The following is a 22,636-nucleotide window of genomic DNA, read 5'->3' on the forward strand; positions in this document are numbered from 1 at the left end:
TGCTTGTTTGAGTATATTAACAATCTGAGTGTCGGTAAATCTTGATTTTTTCATGTCGAAATCTCCTGCTGGTATTTTAGCAGTTAGTTTCTACTTTTACGTGTTATTGTTTTTCGGGGTGATTACCCTACCTTTTGTTTGAGCAGTTTAATGGCTTCATCAAAGCAGTCTATCTGAATGATGTCGCTATAGATGGATGGGGGTTCACCTGAGCAAATCGGGCTTAAGCGCGTAAAATTGTAGCTTATACCATCATAGATCTTGTCACAGGATAAGCATTTATAAAGGTGGCCCTGTTTGTGTAGCGGTGCTGCTAGAGAGCCACATCGGCATTGCATTGAGTGCTTTTCTAGGCTGTTAGCAATATCGCTAATGAGAGTCCTTTCTGTTGTATTTATTATATGTTGCATACTGACACCCGATATCTTTAAAATTGATATTAAATAACTGTTTAAATGGGAATCATTCCACCGCTATGGCGTCGATAATCACACAACTGTCATAAAATTGCAATAAATATATACTAGAAATATAAAAATCATTTTATATCAATAATTTATGATTAAGCATTGCTTATAAAATAAAAAAAAGGACAGCCTATAGACTGTCCTTTTTTTAAATAAGATATGGATTTAGGTTCCGTTCATATCGCAAAAAATCCACTAACGCTTACGACTAAATTTAATCAGTTTTTTGTTATTAATTTCGCTAATGGCGTGGTTGATTTCTTCTTCATCTAAGCTTGCCACGTGCTGCAAAATTTGCATGATGTCTGGGTTTAAAATGTAATGAGCATGACGGGCGATGTTATTAATACGCTCATCAAATGTTAATACCCCAGTTTCGGCATCTTTTTGCACATAATCTAGACGAATGAGTGCGTTTAAGAAGCTGGTAAATAAGGCACGATCAAAAAAGTCAGGGATATCGTCAGCGTACAGTACCGATAAGCGCTGACCTAAAAGATGGCACAAATCGACCACTTGATCAGCAGTTAAATTACCTGAGCCTTGCTGAGCCAATAGCGCCAGTGACATAAAGTAGCGCTCAAGGCTTTGTGAAACTGGAGAGGCAAGCATATCAAGTTGCTGATACTGTTCACTGTTTTTCTCAGGGGTGCCCAAGATGCCATTGCCCAAGTCAACAATGATACCCAAGTCGATTAGGTTACTCAGCTTTTCATCAATTAAGCTTGGTAAGTTACGGGCAGCACGGTATAAGAACAGCTCACTTTGTAAGAAGGGATACAACTGAGTGACGATACTGTCTAAGTGTTTGCGCTCGATGCGGCCATTACGATAGATAAGCGCAGCTAAGAAGGAGGAGATAATAAACACGTGCAAAATGTTATTGCGGAAGTAGCTTAAAATAGCAATTTGCTTGGGCATCACTTTAATCATATCACCTAAGATATGCGGGGTGCGCTCGATAAGCTTAAGCTTAATGCCATAATCGATAATCGACTGAGCCGACATATCCGTAATAATGGTGTCCTCAGCATAAGGAGAGCCATTGGCAATGGCTTGATACAAGGCAATCTGCTCACGGCAGCTTTCTTCATCTAAAGCGGCTTTGGGCGTAGACAATAACACCAAAGACAATAAAGAGATGGGGTTAATTACCGCAGCCTTGTTGATGTTTTGCATAATTTTCACACCCAAATTATCCACCATAGCCGCAGCTTTGGTGTCTAATGGTGTATTGGTGCGATCGGCCGGCAAGCTGTTGGGCGCCACATCGAACTTTTGCATAAAGTCTTCCATATGCAGCGGGGTACCAAAGCTTAAATGTACATGGCCAAAAATACGCTCAATCTTACGACTGACCTTTAATAAGCCTAATAGCGACTCAGATTCTTTTGGCTTACCTTTAAGCTCGCCAATATAAGTGCCACCCTCCATAATACGCTCATAACCGATGTAGGTCGGAATAAAGGCCAATGGCTTGTTGGAGCCACGCAGATGGCTGTGCACCGTCATCGCTAGCATACCTAACTTGGGTGGCAGTAGACGGCCTGAGCGTGAGCGTCCGCCTTCAATGAAGTACTCAATAGGCGTGTTGCGCTGGATAAGTGTGTGTAGATATTCACGTAATACAGCCTTATAAAGCTCATTGTCTTTAAAGCTACGGCGAATATAAAACGCCACTGCACTACGTAATAAGGGACCGATGACAGGCACATCTAAATTGTTCCCTGCGGCCACATAGGGGAGGCCCAGCCCCTTTTCAAAAATAATATAGGCCAATAGCAGATAATCCACATGGCTACGGTGACAGGGTACATAAATCAGCTCATGGGTGGCAGCTAGACTGCGTACCCGCTCGAAGTGATGTACCTCTACACCGTCATACAGCTGAGTCCACAGCCAGTCTAAAAACTTGTAGAAGAATTTGACGACAGAGTAATTGTAGTCGTTTACAATCTCATTGGCATAGCCACGCGCCAGCTGGCGGGCTTCGTTTATACTGATATTAGAGGCGGTTGCTTCTTGTTCGCAGGCATGATTGATGGCCGGTGAACGGATCAATTTATCGACCAAATTACGTTTGTCTGATAAGTCAGGGCCAATCATGCTTTGACGCTGACTGTCTAAGAATCCATTGAGCTTATGCTGTACCAATAAGGTTAAGCTAAAGTTGGCCTCAGTGGCAGTGAGCAAAGCCGTCGAGGTGGGTAGAGCCTCGATGTTCTTTTTGGCTTGTAGTAGTAGCTCTTTTTCGCTCTTTGGCAGAGCTGTATCGGCCAATTTGGCATCATCAAAGAGATCATTGGCCACTTTTTCTGCCTCATCGCCTGGGATATGGTCGGCACCTGATTGCGAGAAAGTCTCAATAATGTCATGCAAAGACTGGGGTGGATGAAACTGCACAAAAGTATCACGGCCCATCACCCCAATATTAAACAGCTGCTTAGCAATGGTGGGCTCTTCCCAGTTATCAGCCATTAGTAGTTTAAATAAGGAGTCTTCATTTTCTGGTGCACGTCCCCAAAGAATAGATACTGGCACTAAGTTAATCTTAGGTGCTGAATTCTGGCGGCAAGCAGAGACCAGTCTGGCCAGTCTTGGAGATACTTTTCGACCTTTGGCATCAGGGTGATTAAGGAAAATGACAGCCGCATTCTCATCTATATGATGCACGCTGTCTTCTACTCCAACCAAGGCGGGCGGGAAGCCATGCTTTTTGGTTTGTAAGTCAACTAAGACGCTATTAGAGCGAGAGTACTCACGTAAGACATAAAAGGTCAGTGCACCCTCTTCAGTATTAATTTCAGGCAGCTCTCCGATAACTTTCGGCTTTACAGCAAGCTCTAAGCTCTTTCCAGATAGCTTGCGGTAAAGCTGGTTTACTGAGCGACCTGAGCGTGAGATGGCCGCACCGGCCTGCGCCGCTTGCTCTTGAAAGCTAAGCGCTGAGCGCTGAGCATCCGACGAGTTATCTCGGTTACTTTTTTGGGTCTGGCGCTGTTTTTTTAGGCGCTGCTTTAAAGAATGCATTAAACGAGAAGGTAGCATAAGTCTTAGTTAAACCTATAAAAAAGATTGGGCTATATTGCCATGAAAATAAATAAAGTAGTACACTTGTACTCTCAAATTGCTTAATTACCCTCTTATTATAGAGGATTGATTCGGTTGCTGCTTGTTATATCCTGACTAAAATTTTGGGCAAAAACAGCCCAAATAATTGGTAATTATTTCAGTGATTTGTCCGTCGAAATAAGTAGGGATTAGCCAATAGTAGGCGATGAGGTTACACTTTTTAGCACAACACTGACCTCAATACCGATATGCTACTGGGTTTAGTAAGGCAACAAACGTCTTTATTCAGTGGCAAAAAACCACTATGATAAGCATTATCATTATCCTTTTTTAAGTGATATATGGCAGTCTTAGCAGCCGTATTTAGGCAAGTAAGCTAAAAGATAGGGGTTAGTAGATAAGCCTATCCACACGGACAGGCTAGGGTCAACGTCATGGCTTTGTTTGCCCACTTGCTTTGTTTGCTCACTTAAAATAGGCGACCATGTTGTCGATTATTCCAAGGCATCTGGTTTGCTTTAGTAGGCCGGGGTCTTATCAATTTAGGGTCATTGGAGAGATAAATGCCTGATTATAAACAGCTGGTAGATCAACTATTAGATACGGTAAAACTGACCGAGATTTCGGAAAATATCTTTGAAGGCAAAAGTTATGACTACGTAGGGAAGCGTATCTTTGGCGGTCAAGTACTGGCACAGGCAATAATGGCAGCCGCTCAAACTTTAGATGAGGATAAGCCTTGTCACTCTTTGCATGGCTATTTTTTGCGTGGCGGCAGTATCGGTCAGCCAGTTATCTATCAGGTACGACGCTTACGTGATGGGCGCAGTCTGTCAGCGCGTGAAGTAACCGCGGTACAGATGAAACAAGACAATGATGGCAATATGATTGAGCAAGTGGTGTTCTCTATGATTGCCTCTTTTTCTCCCATGGAAGGTGGCTTAGACTATCAAGAAGAAATGCCTGCCTATCCGCCGCCGGAGGATTTAGAGTCTGAGCAGTCGCTAAAAGAGCATCACGTGGGCAGCGTGCCTGAACCGTTACGTGAGCGCTTTATGCGTCCGCGTCATGTGGAAATTAAGCCGGTTAAGCCGCGTGATCCCGTATATCCTGAGCCTATGGTACCAAGACAGGCCAATTGGCTACGAATTCGTGAGCTTGGCGAACAGCCGGTCGCCATCCAGCAAGCACTGTTGGCGTTCTCATCAGACTATTATCTGGTAGGCACAGGCCTTATGCCACATGGCATCAGCTTTATGACCAAAGGTTTGCAGGCTGCCAGTATTGATCATTCAATGCATTTTCACCGCCCTTTTGATATTAATGAGTGGCTGTTGTATGACATGTGGAGTGACACCACCTCTCATTCTAAAGGCTTAAACCATGGTCAGTTTTGGCAAAATGGCAATCTGGTAGCGACCGTACAGCAAGAGGGTCTAATGCGCCTTCGCGGATAGTAATACAAGCTTTTAGACAATCTACTCTGTGTGTCATCATAAAACTGCATCGAAAAAGCCGCTTATCTTAAATCAAGATAAGCGGCTTTTTTTTGCCCCGATTTTAGCGATTAAAAGCCTTGACGATGGGGCTAGCTGATAACGGTTACAGTATTACCAGATTAAAGCGGATGCACTGCGCTGAGTGACAAAGCCATCTGCAGTTTGGCCATTGGCCGCCTGCCATTTGGCAAAAGCGTTACGGGTATTGGTGCCCATGATACCGTCGATACCTTTGGTGTCATAGCCGGCACTGGTTAAACGCTGCTGTAAGTTGCGTACTTGAGCGCTGGTTAACGGCTGTTCATAACGAGGCCAAGCTTTTTGGATACCCGGCTGACCATTGATGGCGCGGCCCAATAAGCTAACACCCAGCGCATAGTTGGAGGAGTTGTTATACACTTTAATCACATCAAAGTTTGGGCTTAATAGTAGCGCAGGGCCGTCTTTACCGGCAGGTAGCCACATCTCAAATGGCGTGCCTGCATCTAAATAGGCACCGTCAATAGGGGTAATGCCCATAGAGCGCCACGTTGAACCGGGCATTTTTTGACCCAACAGCTTGTAATCAAATGAGGCGGGTAAAGTCACTTCATAAAATGGCGATAAGCCGCGCATCCAGCCTGAGTTGCTTAAGTAGTTGGCCGTTGAAGATAAGGCATCAGCAGTAACCCAAGGGCTACGACGGCCATCGCCATCACCATCTACGCCTTGGGCCAGCCAAGTGCCAGGGATAAACTGGGTATGACCCATACCACCGGCCCAAGACCCATTCAGCTGAGAGGGATAGATATCACCATGCTGGATAAGCTGCATTAAGACCAATAGCTGATCTTCAGCCCACTGACGGCGACGGCCTTCAAAGGCGAGCGTGGCCAGCGAGCTTGGGATATAGCTGTTGCCGGTGACTGCACCATAAGAGGACTCCATGCCCCAAATGGCAGCGATGATTTCTGCATTGACCCCATATTGTGACTCAAGGCGGGACAATAGGCTTCTTTGCTCATTAAACTTGCTCTTACCACTGCTAACTCGGCCGCCCGATACTGCCGAATCGGCATAATCCCAAGGCATTTTAACGAATTCTGCTTGGTTTGAATCCAGTGAAATAACCTGTTGATTTAATTGAGCAGAGTCTAAAATACGGCTGACATCATAAGCGCTATAGCCTTGACTCATCGCACGGCGGCTAAAATTTGATTTCCACTCTGAGAAGCTGCTATAGCTAGCTTGTGGCTGCGGCGCAGGCTGGAGTTTTGGCTGCGGGGTAGGCTGCGGTTTAACCACAATCACAGGGGCTGGCTTTTGAATGGGCACTTGCTGTATTGGTGCTTGACTGGCACAACTGGCCAAAATAATGGCGGGTACCAACGCCAAGGTGCTTTTTAATAAGGTCAACTTTTTGCTGGGCTGAGTGTCGATTTGATGAGGTAGAGAGGGGCTGTTTAACATACTAAAGAGTCTCAATTGTTTGTCACTGAATATTTTTTAAGTTTGTGGTCAAAACACTTTAACAATAAATACCGTTAAAGTCGATGGCGACTCAGTATGTTAAAGTAACTGTGATTATGAGCCTAGAGGCGGCGCTCATAAGGGCTGCCGCTCTGAAACAGCCTACGCTAAGCTTTGTAATATTTTGAGCATCGCCTTAGGCAGTCCTAGATGGGCCTTGGCATGCGTGGCAGTCTGCCAAACAAAGTGAATGCCAGCGTCCGCCAGTGTTGCACTCAGCTCTTGGCTTTGAGCGGGCGTCAAAGGCAGTGCTTGCGGCTGCAAATACCAATGAAAGTGGGTCAGCGTATGTTTGATAGGTGCGTCATCAAATAGCTCTGCACTGATGGATTGCAGCTGTAGCTGTCCGTTATTATCGGCTATCCATTTATCGATAATCTGCTCGGCCAACGTATTTTCTGATTCATATGCTGCCTCTTGCAAGCTGGTGCTAATCACTGTTTTACCCTGTGTCTTTTTTTCAAATTGCATCGGCAATACCCATAGACCGCCCCAAATGCCACTATCAGGACGCTGTAACCATAATAATTCGCCCTGCACATTTTGAATCAATATCACCTTGCTAAACTTGCTCGGTTTGGCTTTCTTTTTGGCTTTAACAGGATAAAAGTCTTGCTTACCCTCTGCATAAGCAATGCAATCACTATTTATAGGGCAGACCTCGCAGCTTGGGTGACGGCGGGTACATAAGGTGGCGCCCATATCCATCATCGCTTGGGCAAAATGTCCGCTATCCTCAGTAGGGGTCAGACGCTCAGCTAATGCCCACAACGCTTTATTGGTCGCAGACTTAGTGATATCGCCATCAATACCGGCCCAGCGGGTAATCACCCGTTTGACGTTACCGTCACAGATCACCCCATAGCCATGTAGGCCCATGGCCACAATCGCCCCAGCCGTAGACTGACCCACACCTGAAATCGCCTCCCAATCTTCAACGGTTTGTGGAAAGAGGCCTGTTGTCTTAATAATTTCGACCAGCTGCTTGGCGCCTTTGTGCAAGTTGCGAGCACGGGCATAGTAGCCAAGCCCTGCCCAGTGTTCAGCCACTGTATCCCACTGAGCATTGGCCAAATCTTGTACGGTGGGAAACGACGTTATAAAACGCTGAAAATAGGGAATAACTGTGGTGACTTGGGTTTGTTGTAGCATCACCTCAGACAACCAAACGATATAGGGGTTTGGGGTATCTGTCTTATGCTGTTGCCATGGCAAGTCATGACGACCGCTTATATCAAACCAATTTAGAATGCGCGGAGCAAAGTCGGTGAGCTCAGCGTCACTGTGATTAAAGGTGTGTGGCTTGAGATGGGTGTTGGTATTAGTACTGGTGCTGGTATTAATATTGGTGTTTACGTTAGCGATTGGCTGGCTCATAAAGGCGACTGTCTTATTAAGGTTAAGCTACTTATATGGGGGCAAATTAGAATTTTGCATGACCAAAAAAGAGCTGGGTTAACTCAATAACCCAACTCAGAATACGAAAACTGTTAACGCATCATCCACCTATTTACGGTTCTTACGCGCCCGTTTTTTACGTAGCTTTTTTTCTTCAATCTTGGCCAATCTGCGCTCTTCGGCCTCGGCGCGCAGCTGCTCAACCAACTTGTCCTCCTCGATACGCATGGCAGGCGTCTCAAGCGTAATACGCCCCAGTTGACCACTACGCAGCTCGTTAATCAAAATCTCAGACATCCGGTAAGTATCTACCAAGCCGCCTTTTTTCAAAAAGCCGCGATTGCGCCCAGCCATCTCGAAGAACTCCCAATCGCTCTGCGGCAGCTCATCAATTTTATAACGCTCTTTTAGCAGCTCAGGATAGGCCTTAATGAGATATTCAGCGGTGTAGCCGGCCACATCAGAGAAGTCAAAAGCGGTATCTTTGATACCCCCTGTGGCGGCTAAGCGAAAGCCTGAGTTGGGGTTTTCGATTTTTGGCCACAGCATACCTGGCGTGTCATAGAGCATGATGTCGTCATCAATTTTGATCAGCTGTTGTGACTTGGTGACCGCTGGCTCGTCACCGGTTCTGGCGATACTACGACCTGCCAACGTATTGATCAGCGTTGATTTACCGACATTAGGAATTCCCATAATCAGCACTTTAATTTGACGTCCTGTGCCGACTTTATTGGGTATCAGGTCTTTACACATCTGTATGATACGCTTGACGTCATTAGCCTTGTTGTCATCACAGGCGATGGCTTTAACTTGGCTTTGTTGTTCTAATTGTTCAATCCAAATCTGTGTGAGTTCTGGGTCAGCAAGATCCGCTTTGTTGAGAATTTTAATCACCGGTTTTTGAAAGCCTGCCTCATTACTACGTAGGGCAGCAACCATGGGGTTTTCACTACTAAATGGAATGCGGGCATCAATAACTTCAATGACCACATCCATATCGGGCATGATTTCTTTGATTTCGTTACGGGCTTTGTTCATGTGGCCTGGGAACCACTGAATACTCGGGTTTTGTATCATTACTCAATTAACCTTTATCTAGTTTTTGCGCATTCGCTTAAGTTTACACTATTCGGCTTTAAGATGCGCTGTGGCTGAGGTTGGCACATTGCTATGTAAGATAAATACAGCACAAAATAAAGACGCTCAACTGTGGCAGCGAGCGCCTTTATTTCATGATAGATATAGCCAAAATGTAAGATGGCTAATTTTGGCAAAGTCAGAGAGTGCCCCGACAGCTGCTTATTTTAAATTTGCCGTCATAAAGTCAATCATCTTATCCCAGCTTTGGTTCGCCGCTTTTTCGTTATAGCCCAAGTCTACCCCGTTTTCTTCAGCGCGTTTGTCCGCATTAGGGTTGGTAAAGCCATGCTTGGCATCATCATAGACGTCTACGGTGTAGTCCACACCCGCATTATCAAGCTCTTGCTTTAAGCCATCAATGGCCTGCATCGACACCATGCTGTCATCACGGCCATGAGCGATGAGAGCTTTGGCGGTAAACCTACCTTTTTCGGCAGGCTGTTTTGGGGTAGGGTTGCCATGGAAAGTGGCGACGGCTTTTACTGGCATGCCTTCACGGGCCATATCCAGTGCTATTTTGCCTCCGAAGCAATAACCCACTACGCCTAGGCGTTTGCCATCTACGGGCAGTTGATCGGCAAAGTCATTTAAAATAGCGCGGCAGCGGCCCATCAGCTTGTCTTGATCCTCTAACATTTGAGTCATCCATTCATTGGCTTGGGCGGCATCAGTGGTCAGTTTACCTTCACCATAAATGTCCATCGCAATGGCAGCAAAACCTGCCTTGGCCAGACGTTCAGTCACTTCGCGAGGGTGCTCGACCACCCCCCACCATTCGGGCGCTACTAAAATACCGGGCACTGAGCTCTCATCAGTGGCTGATTCAGGTAGTGCTATATAGCTGATAAGCTCCATGCCATAGTCTGCTGTGGTTTTGATTTCGTAGGTTTTGATACTCATGTTATTTCCTTATTGATTATGGGGTTATTGTTTTTATGAGAAGCAGTTGATTAAATATTTGCGTTATAACCCCTCATAACATAACAAAGATAGCGGCCTGTTTCGATTAAAGAAATGTGAACACGGTTTACTGTTTGCTATCGGTTTGTATTGATTCGCCTGCGTGAATCGATTAGGCTGCTGTTTATAATTAGGCCACATGTCAATCACAAAAATCGTGCTGGTGTTGTTAGGTGGCACTAATCTGAACCATATAACGAGGAATTATCGTGAGTGAAGCGCAGTTAAGAGCTAATTTTTGGCAACATTATCCGCTACATGAGCTGAGCACAGCTGAATGGGAGGCTTTATGTGATGGCTGTGGGGGCTGCTGTTTGGAGAAGTTTTTGGACGATCCAGATGAGCCATACGAAGTAGAGTACACGGATGTGGCGTGTAAGCTACTTGATTGTAGTACCGGCTATTGCTCCAACTATGAGCACCGTCAGCAGTTCGTGCCTGAGTGTGTGTCTTTGACCGCAGATAAGCTGCCAGATATGATGTGGCTGCCCAGCAATTGTGCTTATAAACGTATTTACTTGGGAGAGGGGCTGCCCAGCTGGCACTTACTGCTTACCCAAGATATTGAATTGACCCGACAGGGTATGCGTCGGGCAGGCGTGGGGGTGGCAGGCCGCTGTGTCAGTGAAGATTTTGTGAATGAAGATGAGTTGGAGGAGCGCATTGTGCGCTGGATACAGGCTTAGGTGTGATGAAGTTTAAGTAAGTCACGCACAAAAAAAGGCGCCCTAAGGCGCCTTTTTTTGTTTTACATTTGGGTGTCATCGACTGTCGTTGTTAACTGACTTATAGATAATAACTGGTAGATAATAACTGGGTTATGACGCAGTCTAGTTAACAAACTCAGGATAAGCTTCTTGACCACATTCAGCAATATCAGCGCCTTCATACTCTTCTTCTTCAGAGATACGTAGACCGACCACCGCTTTAAGTACGCTCCAAACAATCAAGCTACACACAAATACCCAACCGAAGATAACCGCAGCGCCGCCTAATTGACCTAGGAACGTGGCACTATCATTGGTCAGTGGCACAATCATCACCCCAAAGAAGCCGGCCACGCCATGCACTGAGATAGCACCAACGGGGTCATCAATTTTCATTTTGTCTAAGATTAGAATTGAGCAAACCACAATGATACCTGCCATCATACCGAACACAGTGGCCAGTAGTGGTGTTGGGGTATCTGGACCTGCAGTAATGGCAACTAAACCTGCTAACGCACCGTTTAAGAGCATGGTCAAATCAGCTTTACCAAAGATTAAGCGTGCAAGTAATAGAGCACCGATAGCGCCACCTGCAGCAGCAGCATTGGTATTTAAGAACACCATTGCCACCGAGTTTGCGCTGGCAATATCACCAAGCTTCAATACAGAGCCACCATTAAAGCCAAACCAACCTAACCATAAGATAAGGGTACCTAAGGCAGCAAGGGGTAAATTTGCCCCAGGAATGGCACGGATTTCGCCATTTTTGCCATATTTTCCTTTACGAGCGCCAAGTAACAACACGCCTGCTAGGGCCGCTGCTGCACCCGCCATATGAACAATGCCTGAGCCTGCAAAATCGACGAAGTTTAGCTCACCAATAAAAGGTACCGCATTGCCGCCCCAAGTCCAGCTACCCTCCATAGGATAAATAAATCCGGTCATCACAATAGCGAAGGCGAAAAATACCCACAGCTTCATACGTTCTGCTACTGCGCCTGATACGATAGACATACAGGTAGCGACGAAGACCACTTGGAAGAAGAAGTCAGAGGCAGCTGAATAAACCGCATCTCCCTCAAAACCATTTTTTGCAGAGTCTGCTAAAGCATCAGCCACGAGCGTTTCGCCGCCAGAAATACCATTTAAGAAGAAGCCGCCATCATACATAATATGATAGCCACAAATGAGGTACATGGTACAAGCAATGGCAAAAAGGCCGATGTTTTTGGTTAAAATTTCGGTGGTGTTTTTAGAGCGAACTAGGCCTGCCTCTAGCATGGCAAATCCTGCCGCCATCCACATGACTAAGGCGCCACACACTAAAAAATAAAAGGTGTCGAGAGCGTATTGTAGTTCAAAAATCTGGTTTTCCATGATGATTCCCCCTTGGAATGCGATCGGATAGTGGCTTAATATCATTTATAGTGGTCATTTAAGACGTTGCTCTTAAATAACCGAAATGAGCGCTGTCATAATCACAGCTTAGATAGCGTCAGGACCCGTTTCGCCAGTACGGATACGAATAACTTGCTCAAGTGGGGATATAAAAATCTTACCATCACCAATTTTGCCAGTGCTTGCAATGCGAGTAATCGCTTCGATGGCAGGCTCTACCATCTCGTCAGTCACCGCAACTTCTACTTTTACTTTGGGTAAAAAGTCGACCACATATTCTGCACCGCGGTACAGTTCAGTATGACCCTTTTGGCGCCCGAAGCCTTTAACTTCAGTGACGGTTACACCTTTTACACCGATTTCAGAGAGTGCTTCACGCACATCATCTAGTTTAAAAGGCTTTAATACAGCTGTAATCAATTTCATAGGAAGTCCTTATTAATGATTCTGATAGTGTCTGGAGTGATAGGTGAATGTCACCATTTATCGATACCACAAGCACTGATCACTTTGATGTCATTGTTTCAAGAATTGTGCCAACCAAAAACGAAGGGGGAAGACGTTTTTGGGGCTTAAATTGCATCAAAATAGTGCATAAAACCCTATAATGCACCAAAATATGTTGCACCATATCAGCCAATAACCGAATTATTATAGCGAAGTTTGATTGTATAAGGTTAGCCATTAGTGACTAATTTGTGAAAGCTAGATTTAGCTGTTTCTTGTTAAGAAATTAAAGATCATAAAGGAGTGTCTAGTTTTAGACTCAATCAAGCCTAGATAAGGTGATGGCCTATAAGCCATCACACAGGCTACATTCGAGGATAGAGTAAATAAGGGGTGCGACTGGCACTTAAGAGTTTTCGAGTGTTACTGCCATGCAAAAACTCATGCAGTCTTGACTCGCCAAAGGCGCCAGTAATGAGCATATCCAGCTCATGTTGCTGCTGATAATACATCAAGGCTGCCGTCACATCACGGCCTTCAATCAGCGCCTTTTTACACTGGATACCTGACTGGGTAAGGCGGGCATAGGCTTCCCGTAGCGCATCTTTATTGCGCTCATTCTCTTCACCAACCATAACCACATGTAAGCTGGTATTGCGCACCAAGGCATTGCTACATAGCCAGTCTAGTAGTGCATGACAGGTGGGTCGATTGTCGAAGGCGAACAAAGCTGTCTTGGGGGCTTTAAAGGTTTCATGAGTGACCAAGGTGGGGCAGCGGCTGGCACGTATCAATTGTGACAACGTGTCTTTACAGGTGACTTGATGACCAATGACCACCAATTGTGCACTTTCATCGACATAATCTAAGCTTTCGGCAATGGAAGCGTGGCGGTGCACGGTATACAAATGGTGCTGATACCGACCTTGCTGCTGCTCACAGTAGCTTTCGGCCTGCTTTAACAGTAGTCTGCCTTGATCACGTAACTTACCATTGCTGTCTTTTTCTTCTAAAGCCAACTGGTTTAGCAAGTGATTGCCATCATCTGCCACCAGGCAGCCGGAGTAATCCACAGCTGCTTTGCGGTGTACGCTGGGTGCAGCATGTAGCAAGCCTACGGGTGCTTGCAGCATTTTGGCCGCCCACAGACTGGCATTGAGCACAGCTTGGACGTGGCTGGGACAATCTAGGCAGGCAATCACACTATCAGGGCGTAAATTACTCATATCACTCACTCAGCTTAACAGGCATAGAGATAACGTAAACTAAAAATCCCACTCAGGCAATGCCAAAGCAGGATTTATAACCAAAACTTTAATAAACTCAGTGTTTATCTATTTATAAGCATCTTATTAAGCATCAAATAAATAAGCTCATGGTCATTAATCTAACAGACCAATATCACGGCGATCGTGCACTGAGAATTTATCAATTAGGGTGCGACTTGCACTATTGAGTCCCACCACTTTAACATCAATCCCTTCGCGTTGAAAACGAATCACCAGCTTATCTAAGGTATCAACCGCAGTCACATCCCAAAAATGCGCTTGGCTCACATCAATCACCACTTGATCAAGCGCCTCTTTGGTGTCGAAGCTGTCTAAGAATTGAGTGGTGGAGCTGAAGAACACTTGGCCGTGAACATAGTAATAACGGGTGTTATTGGTTTCATCGTATTCACTTAATACGCTTAAAAATTGCCCAATTTTATTGGCAAAAAACAGCGCAGATAACAACACCCCAACCAATACCCCATACGCCAAGTTATGCGTAAATACTGTGGTGATTACGGTGGCCACCATCACCACGTTAAAAGAGACAGGATGGGTCTTAAACTCACGCAGCGACTCCCAGTTAAAGGTACCAATAGATACCATAATCATCACGGCGACCAGCGCTGCCATTGGGATTTGACTCACCCAGTCGCTTAAGAAAACCACCATAATGAGCAGCACAACGCCTGCGATAAAAGTCGATAAGCGGGTACGGCCGCCTGATTTTACGTTAATCACAGACTGACCAATCATGGCACAACCAGCCATACCACCGAAAAAACCTGACGCAACGTTGGCAATACCTTGGCCACGGCACTCACGGTTTTTGTCACTGGTGGTATCGGTCAAGTCATCAACGATGGTTGCGGTCATCATCGACTCAAGCAGACCGACAATAGCCAAAGCGATGGAGTAGGGGGCGATAATCAGCAAGGTATCTAGGGTTAAAGGGATATCAGGCAACAAAAACATCGGCAGCGTATCAGGCAGCTCGCCCATATCGCCGACGTTACGGATATCTAATCCCATGTACAACGCCACGGCAGTCAAGCCAACAATGCAAATCAGCGGTGAGGGGATAAGTTTACCGATTTTTGGAATCAGTGGAAAACCATAGATAATGGCCAGACCTGCTGCGGTCATGATATACACCGGTAAGCCGACTCTATCTACCGCAGGGTTGAGCTCTGGTAGCTGCGCCATAAAGATTAAAATGGCCAGCGCATTAACAAAGCCAATAACCACAGAGCGCGACACAAAGCGCATGAGGTTACCGAGCTTAAATACCCCCATAAAAAACTGAATGACACCGCACAATAAAGTGGCAGCGAGCAGGTATTGTAAGCCATGATCTGCCACCAAGGTCACCATGACCAAGGCCATTGCTCCGGTGGCTGCTGAAATCATACCGGGGCGGCCACCGACGAAGCTGATGACGACGGCGATACAAAAGGAAGCGTATAGCCCCACTTTCGGATCTACGCCTGCAATAATAGAAAAGGCAATGGCTTCTGGAATGAGGGCCAAGGCGACCACCAGTCCAGAAAGCACATCGCCCCGCACATTTGAAAACCACTCGTCTCGTAGCGTATTTATTGAAAGTACTGTCATAGGTTTGAATCGATTATTTGTTAGGTTATCTATCAAATCACTGTGATTTTCATAAGATCAGGTAGCGGTGCTAAACAGTGTTCCAAATTTAGGGTAGACTGTATTAAGCAACATACGTTTTATAGCGCATGCGCTCCGGCAGCAAGATTCTCATAAAATATTCACAGCACAAAAGTGGTGCTAAGATGAAATGACGTTCAACTCACAGTTAACTATAGTTTTACAGTTGACTGCCAAAGAGAAGTATCCGCCAGTATGGGACAAAGGCTTTGTCATTTAAGCAGATTTTTATTGACCTTAATGCCAAAAAAAACGCTTTTTAGTGCAACAAAACGTCAGTAAATTAAGTCTATTGAGGCAGGGGTCATGGTAGAATAAATACCTTGTGCCCACACCCTGACCTATGTGGCTATTTTATCATTATTAAGCCGCCCTGTGGAAACACACAGCGCGCCACAAGTTGGCCAAACTAAGTAAGCCTAGGAAGTTATGAGTGCTATTGTGGCAGTCATAGTTACCAATTGCTACAAAAAAATGGGTGCATCATATCACAATAAAGAGACAAGGACAGACCATGAGTACTGACCCAACCGTTACCCCATCCCAGAACCAACAAAGCACAGACTATGTGTCACATACCCGCACGCCTCATCGAAGCCATAGTAGCGAAAAAGATGCGGTGTCGCATTACACCCCTGCGCACACAGATCAAACTGAGCCACAAAGTGGTGGCCTGATTCAAAAAGGCGAGGGGCTACAGGTGGTAATCGGTCTGGGTCAATCAGGTTTGGCCACAGCCAACTATCTGGCCCGCCGCGGCTATAAGGTGGCGGTAACTGATGGCAATAGCGCCCCTAAGCTTGCTGAGCAGTTAGAGCCGAATATCAGCATTCGTGCATTTGGTGACATTGATGCAGAACTGTTGTTACAAGCCTCACGTATCATTATTAGCCCAGGGGTATCGCTGGCGACACCGGCTGTGGCGGCGGCTAAACAGGCTGGCATTGCCATTGTGAGTGATATTCAGCTGTTTAAAGAAGCGTGCAAGGCGCCGATTGTTGCCATTACCGGGTCTAATGCCAAAAGTACCGTCACCACTTTGGTGGGTAAAATGGCCAAAGATGCGGGTGTGAATGTGGGCGTTGGTGGCAATATTGGGGTACCGGCGCTGAGCCTATTAGAAGATGAGGCGCTTGGTGAGGCCATGCAGCTTGCGGTATTAGAGTTGTCGAGCTTTCAGCTAGAGACAGTGACCAATCTTGGCGCAAAAGTGGCCACTGTGCTTAATATGTCGCCGGATCATTTAGACCGTCATGGTGATATGCTCGGCTACCATCAAGCCAAGCACCGTATCTTCCAAGGGGCACAGTCGGTCGTGGTTAACCGTGATGATGCCTTGTCTCGCCCTTTAATTGCGGATAATACGCCGCGTCTAAGTGTCGGATCTGGCGCCCCTGATTTGGGCGAATATGGTCTAATTACAGAAGGCGATGGGCGCATTTATTTGGCCAAAGGCACTGAGAAGTTATTGGCCGCAGATCAGCTGAAAGTTAAAGGCAAGCATAATCTGGTTAATGCGTTAGCTGCCTTGGCGCTTGGGGAGCTTGCTGGCTTGCCAAAACAGAGCATGTTAAAAACGTTACAAGAGTTTTCTGGACTGCCACACCGCTGTCAATTTGTGGATAATGTGGCGGGCGTGGATTATTTCAATGATTCTAAAGGCACCAATGTCGGCTCAACTTTGGCGGCCATTTTGGGTTTAGGCTCAGTGTATGGCAATCAAAGTGGCGCTAAGACCAAGTTGATGCTGATTTTAGGCGGGCAGGGCAAAGGTCAGCAGTTTGGCGAGCTTGTGCCTTTAATTAATAAATACGTCAGCCAAATCCTACTGATAGGACAAGATGCCGAGCTAATAGAGTCGCATTTGCAGCAGGCCAATTTAAGTGGTGATGTCGAGACTCATCAGTGCCACGACTTGGCTCAGGCGATGACGAAAGCAAACAGCTTATTATCGAGCAGCCTATCACAAGTAACTGCCGTTTTATTATCGCCTGCTTGTGCCAGCTTAGATCAGTATCCTAGCTATGCTAAGCGTGGTGAGCACTTTTGTGAGCTGGTGGGTAAGCTCAAAGATTAGTTTGACCGTTTAATAATTGCCTAACATATCGCGCTTTATCACGTGTTAGGTACTTATAAAAAGATAGAGGCTTGGTCTTTATCCTCATTTAACATACAGTTTTAAGTACAGTTGATCTTCTATGGCAAAAAATACTGCTAATGCATCGGGTTATACCCCCAATGCTCTCTCCAAACGTAAGCGTGACAAAACAGGCGTATTTTCATGGCCGTCAGCCAGTAGCGTGCTGCTGGCCAGTGTCGGTAGCTTGATGGTACTGAGCCTAATTATGGTGGCATCGGCCTCCATTCCTTTTGCCAATATGCACGATATTGACCAGTTGTACTTCTTTAACCACCAATTAATGTATATGACCATGGGTCTGGTGGCCGGCTTTATGGCCTATAAGGTGCGCCTGCCTTGGATTTATGACATGCTGTCGCTGGCTTCAGCGTTGGTGGTGGTCATATTATTGCTGTTGGCAACTTTAGCGTTTGGTGATGCTATTAATGGCTCAAAGCGCTGGATTGAGCTGGGCTCTTTTAATTTCCAAGTCGCTGAGCTGGTTAAGTTGGTCATGGTGTTGTTCACCGCAGACTTTGTGGTACGCCGTGGCAATGAAGTGCGTCAAGGCTATGGTGGTATTGCCCGTATGGGTATCGTGGTGACAATCTTAGCGGCGCTGTTTTTGTCACAGCCTGACTTTGGGTCTTTGGTCATCATCATTGGTACCATCTTGGCCATATTTTTTGTGGCGGGAGCGCCGCGCAGTCAGTCTATTTTCTTATTAATTGGGGTATTAATTGGGGCCGCCTATGCGGTTATGTTCCAAGAATACCGGATGACGCGAGCCAGCTCCTTCTTAGATCCCTTTGATGATATCCAAGGCTCTGACTATCAGTTGGCCCGCAGTTTGATTGCTTTTGGCCGTGGTGAAATTACTGGGGTAGGCTATGGTGAGAGTGTCCAAAAATTGGCGCATTTGCCTGAGGCCCACACTGACTTTTTATTGGCGATTACTGCCGAAGAGTTGGGCTTTGTTGGCGTATTGACGGTATTGTTTTTGGAGGCGATGGTTATTGTCAGTGCGATGCGCATCAGCTATATTGCGCTAAAAAATCGCCAGATGCGCTTAAGTTATACTGCCTTTGGCTTTGCGACCATCTTTATCGGTCAGGGCATTATTAACTCAGGTATGAACATGGGGCTGATGCCGACCAAGGGCTTGACTCTGCCTTTCTTTAGCTATGGTGGTTCCTCTATGTTGGTGAGTTTAATCATGGTTGGCTTACTACTAAACATCTATAAACTCAGTCCACAAATCCCGTCAGCACAGTGCCGTCACTATTAATAGAGGCTATTAAAGTGTCCGTGCTAATGGGGATGCTGGGATAAATTAGCCGTTTTGTTCAAGACAAAAATAAGCTTAATAGATTGCTATTAAGCTTATTTTTTTGCTGTGATTTTTAAAATAAAGGAGAGCGGTTCGCCGGTAGCGCACATGGCTGGGCTAAGGGTGGCATATCATCGGGCATAGAGAGCTGCATTTGGCACAGCTTATGAGCTGCGGCCTAAGCGGCTTTGGTTGTGTAGTGGGGTATGTTGCCACTGCTGAGTGGCTTGCTTGAGCATCAGCTCAGGGGTATCTATCTCGACTTTAGGCTGTTTTAACAACAGCAGTGCGTGCTGGATTAACCGCTGACAATGGTGCTTGCTTGAGGTATCAATGGGGGTGGCTAGATTCTGTTTAGACAGCTTTTGGCCGTACTGATTTTCCACCAAGGGCAGGTGATACCAGTGTGCGACTGCTGGTAGCGTTAGGTACTGCATAATTGCAATTTGGGCTGAGGTGAGCGGCAAGATATCTAGGCCACGCATCACATGGGTAATGCCTTGTAGGCCATCATCGACACTGGCGGCCAAAAAGTAATTTATGGTGCCATCGGCGCGGCGCAGTACCACATCACCTAAGCGTCGCTGCGGATTGGCCCACTGCATGCCTTGAATGCCATCTAAGAACCCAATACTGTAATCAGGCAGCTCAATGCGTACCTTTTTGCCTGCCAAGCTTTGGCTTTTTTGGTCAACATGGCGGCGTAAGGAAGCCTCGGGCAAGCAGTATCTGGGATAAATCTCATGTCCCGCTAACTGCTTACGTGAGCATTGGCAGCCATAAACGCGCGGCAATAAGGTGTCTTCGAGCAGCTCATTATAAATGGCTTCACGCTGAGATTGATACCACACCTCGCCATCCCAGTGTAGTCCTAGGCGCTCTAGATCGAGTAAGATTTGGTGGCTAAATTCAGGCAAACAGCGCTGATGGTCAGTGTCTTCGATACGTAGCAGCCAGCAGCCGCCGATAGATTTGATATGACAATAGCTGGCAATGGCTGTGGTTAACGAGCCCAAATGCAGCGCACCTGTGGGGGAGGGAGCAAAACGGCCCACAGCTGGCTTCGTAAAAGTAGCGGCAGGCCTGTTGAGTATTGATACTGGCATCACAAAAACTTAACGGGGCAATCGGTATTGATTATGAATGGCCCCAGTTTTGACGTTCTTTGATTTCAGCCAAAGTTTTGCAATCGATGCACTGTGTTGCGGTAGGGCGTGCTTCTAAGCGGCGCAAACCGATTTCTACACCACAAGTTTGGCAAAAACCATAATCGCCGCTGTTAATCTCAGCCAATGATTTGTCAATTTTACGGATAAGCTTACGCTCGCGATCACGAGTACGCAGTGCTAACGCAAACTCTTCTTCTTGAGTGGCGCGGTCGTTGGTGTCTGATAATGAAGCCGACTCATCTTGAATATAAGTCTTAGTACTTTCAGCATCGCCTACCAGCTGTGCTTTCCATGTCTTAAGAATATTTTCAAAATGTTCAAGCTGGGCATCTGACATGTACTCTTCATCTGCTTTAGCTTCATAAGGCTTAAAAGTTAGGTCGTCAGTAGCAGTTTGATTCATGACAGTTTCCTATATCCATTTTGTAGGGGGTGCCAAATAAAAATAATTGACTCTTATATCACATTTCTTTTTTTATTACTAGGACAATTATATGAGGTCTTTTGCCCCTTTTTTCAATAGTAAGGCGGCAATTATCATGGAGTGACTATAAATTTGAAGTTGATTATCCTGCATTATCTTCAAGCCTAACTACCCAGCTTTGCAAGGTACCATTGGCTTTTAAGCTCAGCCAGCGATAGCCGGGTTTTGCCTCATCATCCAAAGTAAAGTCATCACAGCCAGGCTTAAATTGATAGCCTGTTGAGGGCGTGCTATATAACTGAACGCCTTGGTAGCTCCTCGTTGAGCTTTGATGCACATGACCGCCTACCACAGCTTTTAAGGCATTAAAGGGGGCGACGGTTTGCCAAAACTCAGTAGCATCTTGGGTAATGTGCGCATCTATCCAAGCGGAGTGCATTGGAAGCAGGTGATGATGCATGGCAATTATGACAGGATGATGACTATTTGCTAATTTTTGAGAGAGCCAGTACAGATTTTTGTTACCTATACGGCCAAAGATTTGCCCCGGTACACAGCTATTTATAAAAAGTATTTCCCAGCCATTAAGCTTCATACTATAGCGAGACAGCAATCTAGAGTCAGGCTCATGCGGCTCAAAGCTGCGCTGCTCAAAAGGCAGATCCTTACCAATCTCATCGGTGACATCATGATTACCAGCGATACAAGCAAAGGGAATGCCACTTTGGTGTAGTCTTTGATATAGATGCTGGTAGAGCTGCGGATGGATCTCACTCACCAAGTCTCCGGTAACGACAATTAAATCACAGCGCACATCCTCGCTTAACGCTTGTGTCAAACATGCCTCGAAGCTTGCGTAATTATGGATAACTGGTGTGACACTATGGTTAATCACATCCGCACTGTGGGGGTTGCCACGCTTGGCGCTGTTATTTTGACAAATACCGGTTATGGTCTGATGAGCCAAGTCTTTGTTGATATCTTGCTCATGGGTAGCTTTGGGCGTGTCAAAATACAGATGTAAATCGGTCAACTGTAATATATTGACCATACCATCGTCTGTGCTTATCTCAGTGGGCGGATGACAGTCGGTTGGCTCGGAAAGACGACCGTTGTCAGCGACTTGTGTATGACGTGGGCTAACAGAGTGAGGCAATGGCGCCATGGCAAACTCCCAAAAAATTAAACCGTAACCAAAAGGCGACTAGAGGGCGCGAGATGCGACAAAAGCGGCAAAAAATGCCAAGGCCAATCCCAATACAATGGCCAAACCGGTTTGAATATCAAGTAAGACACTGCCCCAAACCCCGCCGGTGACAGCAAGCTGTGCCAAGATGACGGCGATAATCACCATTTGTTTCGGTGAATGGGCGAATAATCGGGCAGTCAGCGCCGGTAAAATAAGCAGACCGCTAATTAATAAGCTGCCCACCGCTTGGAGCGCCAGCGCACAAAATCCAGCCAACACGCCCATAAAAAACAAGCGCTGACGGGTGGCTTTAATACCCGCCACTTGTGCCAAATCAGGATGGGTGGCCAAAATCACTTGCGGGCGCCAAATCACAGCCAAAACAACAATACCCACGCCGACACAGGCCGACAATAATGGTAAATCAGTCCAGCTTACCTCAAGCAGGTTGCCAAATAAATAACTGAGCACATTAGATTGCATCTGGGTTAGCTGCGTTAAGGTGAGCAGTCCCAGACACAATAAGGTTACCGAGACGACAGCCAGTAGCGCATCATTGGGCAGGCGCACATCTTCGAGCCACAATAGGCCGACCACCACCAACACACTGACCAAAGCAATCCCTATGCCAAAGGGCAGATGCCACAAGGCGGCCAGTGCCACCCCAAACAACGTACCGTGAGCGAGCGCATCAGCAAAAAACGACATACGCCGCCACAATACCAAGCAGCCCAAAGGCGCCGATAATAAGGCCAATAAGCTGCCAGCAATCCAAGCAGGCGCAATGATATCAAGCCATTCAGTTAGCATAAACGCGGTTATTCCACAAAGGTTACAGAAGAAGTAGGACTCGCAACACG

At 46.2% G+C, this 22,636-nt stretch carries 17 protein-coding genes; 4 read left to right on the plus strand and 13 right to left on the minus strand.

Translation table 11 applies throughout. The features are described 5' to 3' along the window. Positions 1-662 precede the first annotated feature (662 nt). Complete coding sequence (gene plsB / locus JMX92_RS05215; RefSeq protein WP_227675271.1) at positions 663-3,515, minus strand: glycerol-3-phosphate 1-O-acyltransferase PlsB; 2,853 nt, start codon at positions 3,513-3,515, stop codon at positions 663-665. 587 nt (positions 3,516-4,102) lie between these two features. Here plsB and JMX92_RS05220 point away from each other — a divergent pair. Beyond that, positions 4,103-4,996 (plus strand): acyl-CoA thioesterase, encoded by an 894-nt coding sequence (locus JMX92_RS05220; protein WP_011959461.1) that lies wholly within the window; start codon positions 4,103-4,105, stop codon positions 4,994-4,996. A gap of 153 nt (positions 4,997-5,149) precedes the next feature. Here the strand turns inward: JMX92_RS05220 and JMX92_RS05225 are convergent, their stop codons facing one another. The 4 genes from JMX92_RS05225 to JMX92_RS05240 form a co-directional block, all read right to left on the minus strand. After that, positions 5,150-6,487, minus strand: a complete 1,338-nt coding sequence (locus JMX92_RS05225) for a lytic murein transglycosylase (RefSeq protein ID WP_201544346.1) — start codon at positions 6,485-6,487, stop codon at positions 5,150-5,152. A gap of 162 nt (positions 6,488-6,649) precedes the next feature. Continuing rightward, positions 6,650-7,924, minus strand: a complete 1,275-nt coding sequence (mutY, locus tag JMX92_RS05230; protein ID WP_201544347.1) for an A/G-specific adenine glycosylase — start codon at positions 7,922-7,924, stop codon at positions 6,650-6,652. Between the two features lie 129 nt (positions 7,925-8,053). Next, complete coding sequence (gene ylqF / locus JMX92_RS05235) at positions 8,054-9,025, minus strand: ribosome biogenesis GTPase YlqF (RefSeq protein ID WP_201544348.1); 972 nt, start codon at positions 9,023-9,025, stop codon at positions 8,054-8,056. A 222-nt stretch (positions 9,026-9,247) separates the two neighbouring features. Then, positions 9,248-9,988, minus strand: a complete 741-nt coding sequence (locus JMX92_RS05240) for a dienelactone hydrolase family protein (protein WP_201544350.1) — start codon at positions 9,986-9,988, stop codon at positions 9,248-9,250. 269 nt (positions 9,989-10,257) lie between these two features. Here JMX92_RS05240 and JMX92_RS05245 point away from each other — a divergent pair, with 269 nt between their 5' ends. After that, positions 10,258-10,734 carry a YcgN family cysteine cluster protein gene (locus JMX92_RS05245; protein WP_011959466.1) on the plus strand — a complete coding sequence of 159 codons (477 nt, stop codon included), beginning with the start codon at positions 10,258-10,260 and terminating at the stop codon, positions 10,732-10,734. Positions 10,735-10,878: 144 nt separating this feature from the next. On the opposite strand, the gene JMX92_RS05250 is transcribed toward JMX92_RS05245, so the two are convergent. The 4 genes from JMX92_RS05250 to JMX92_RS05265 form a co-directional block, all read right to left on the minus strand. After that, a complete protein-coding gene (locus JMX92_RS05250) occupies positions 10,879-12,132 on the minus strand; it encodes an ammonium transporter (RefSeq protein ID WP_201544352.1) in 1,254 nt (417 codons plus the stop codon). 108 nt (positions 12,133-12,240) lie between these two features. Continuing rightward, positions 12,241-12,579: a P-II family nitrogen regulator gene (locus JMX92_RS05255; protein ID WP_007394533.1), complete on the minus strand. Its 339-nt coding sequence runs from the start codon at positions 12,577-12,579 to the stop codon at positions 12,241-12,243. Positions 12,580-12,965: 386 nt separating this feature from the next. Then, positions 12,966-13,826, minus strand: coding sequence for a universal stress protein (locus JMX92_RS05260; RefSeq protein WP_201544354.1), 861 nt, complete (start codon positions 13,824-13,826; stop codon positions 12,966-12,968). 156 nt (positions 13,827-13,982) lie between these two features. Then, entirely contained in the window at positions 13,983-15,485 is a 1,503-nt protein-coding gene (locus JMX92_RS05265; protein ID WP_110815946.1) for a SulP family inorganic anion transporter, read from the minus strand. A gap of 574 nt (positions 15,486-16,059) precedes the next feature. Here JMX92_RS05265 and murD point away from each other — a divergent pair. Next, on the plus strand, positions 16,060-17,622 hold the full coding sequence (murD, locus tag JMX92_RS05270; RefSeq protein WP_227675272.1) for a UDP-N-acetylmuramoyl-L-alanine--D-glutamate ligase: 1,563 nt from the start codon (positions 16,060-16,062) through the stop codon (positions 17,620-17,622). Positions 17,623-17,743: 121 nt separating this feature from the next. Continuing rightward, a complete protein-coding gene (gene ftsW, locus JMX92_RS05275; RefSeq protein WP_110815947.1) occupies positions 17,744-18,952 on the plus strand; it encodes a putative lipid II flippase FtsW in 1,209 nt (402 codons plus the stop codon). Between the two features lie 206 nt (positions 18,953-19,158). Here ftsW and gluQRS read toward each other — a convergent pair whose 3' ends face one another. The 4 genes from gluQRS to JMX92_RS05295 all read right to left on the minus strand — a co-directional run bounded on the left by gluQRS (position 19,159) and on the right by JMX92_RS05295 (position 22,586). Further along, positions 19,159-20,100 (minus strand): tRNA glutamyl-Q(34) synthetase GluQRS, encoded by a 942-nt coding sequence (gene gluQRS, locus JMX92_RS05280; protein WP_201544358.1) that lies wholly within the window; start codon positions 20,098-20,100, stop codon positions 19,159-19,161. Positions 20,101-20,131: 31 nt separating this feature from the next. Then, a complete protein-coding gene (dksA, locus tag JMX92_RS05285) occupies positions 20,132-20,566 on the minus strand; it encodes an RNA polymerase-binding protein DksA (RefSeq protein WP_011959474.1) in 435 nt (144 codons plus the stop codon). A 163-nt stretch (positions 20,567-20,729) separates the two neighbouring features. Further along, positions 20,730-21,752, minus strand: coding sequence for a metallophosphoesterase (locus JMX92_RS05290; RefSeq protein WP_201544360.1), 1,023 nt, complete (start codon positions 21,750-21,752; stop codon positions 20,730-20,732). A 39-nt stretch (positions 21,753-21,791) separates the two neighbouring features. Next, entirely contained in the window at positions 21,792-22,586 is a 795-nt protein-coding gene (locus JMX92_RS05295) for a metal ABC transporter permease (RefSeq protein ID WP_011959476.1), read from the minus strand. Between the last annotated feature and the right edge of the window lie 50 nt (positions 22,587-22,636).

Source organism: Psychrobacter sp. H7-1 (assembly GCF_904846585.1).
In the GTDB taxonomy this organism is placed as follows: Bacteria; Pseudomonadota; Gammaproteobacteria; order Pseudomonadales; family Moraxellaceae; genus Psychrobacter; species Psychrobacter raelei.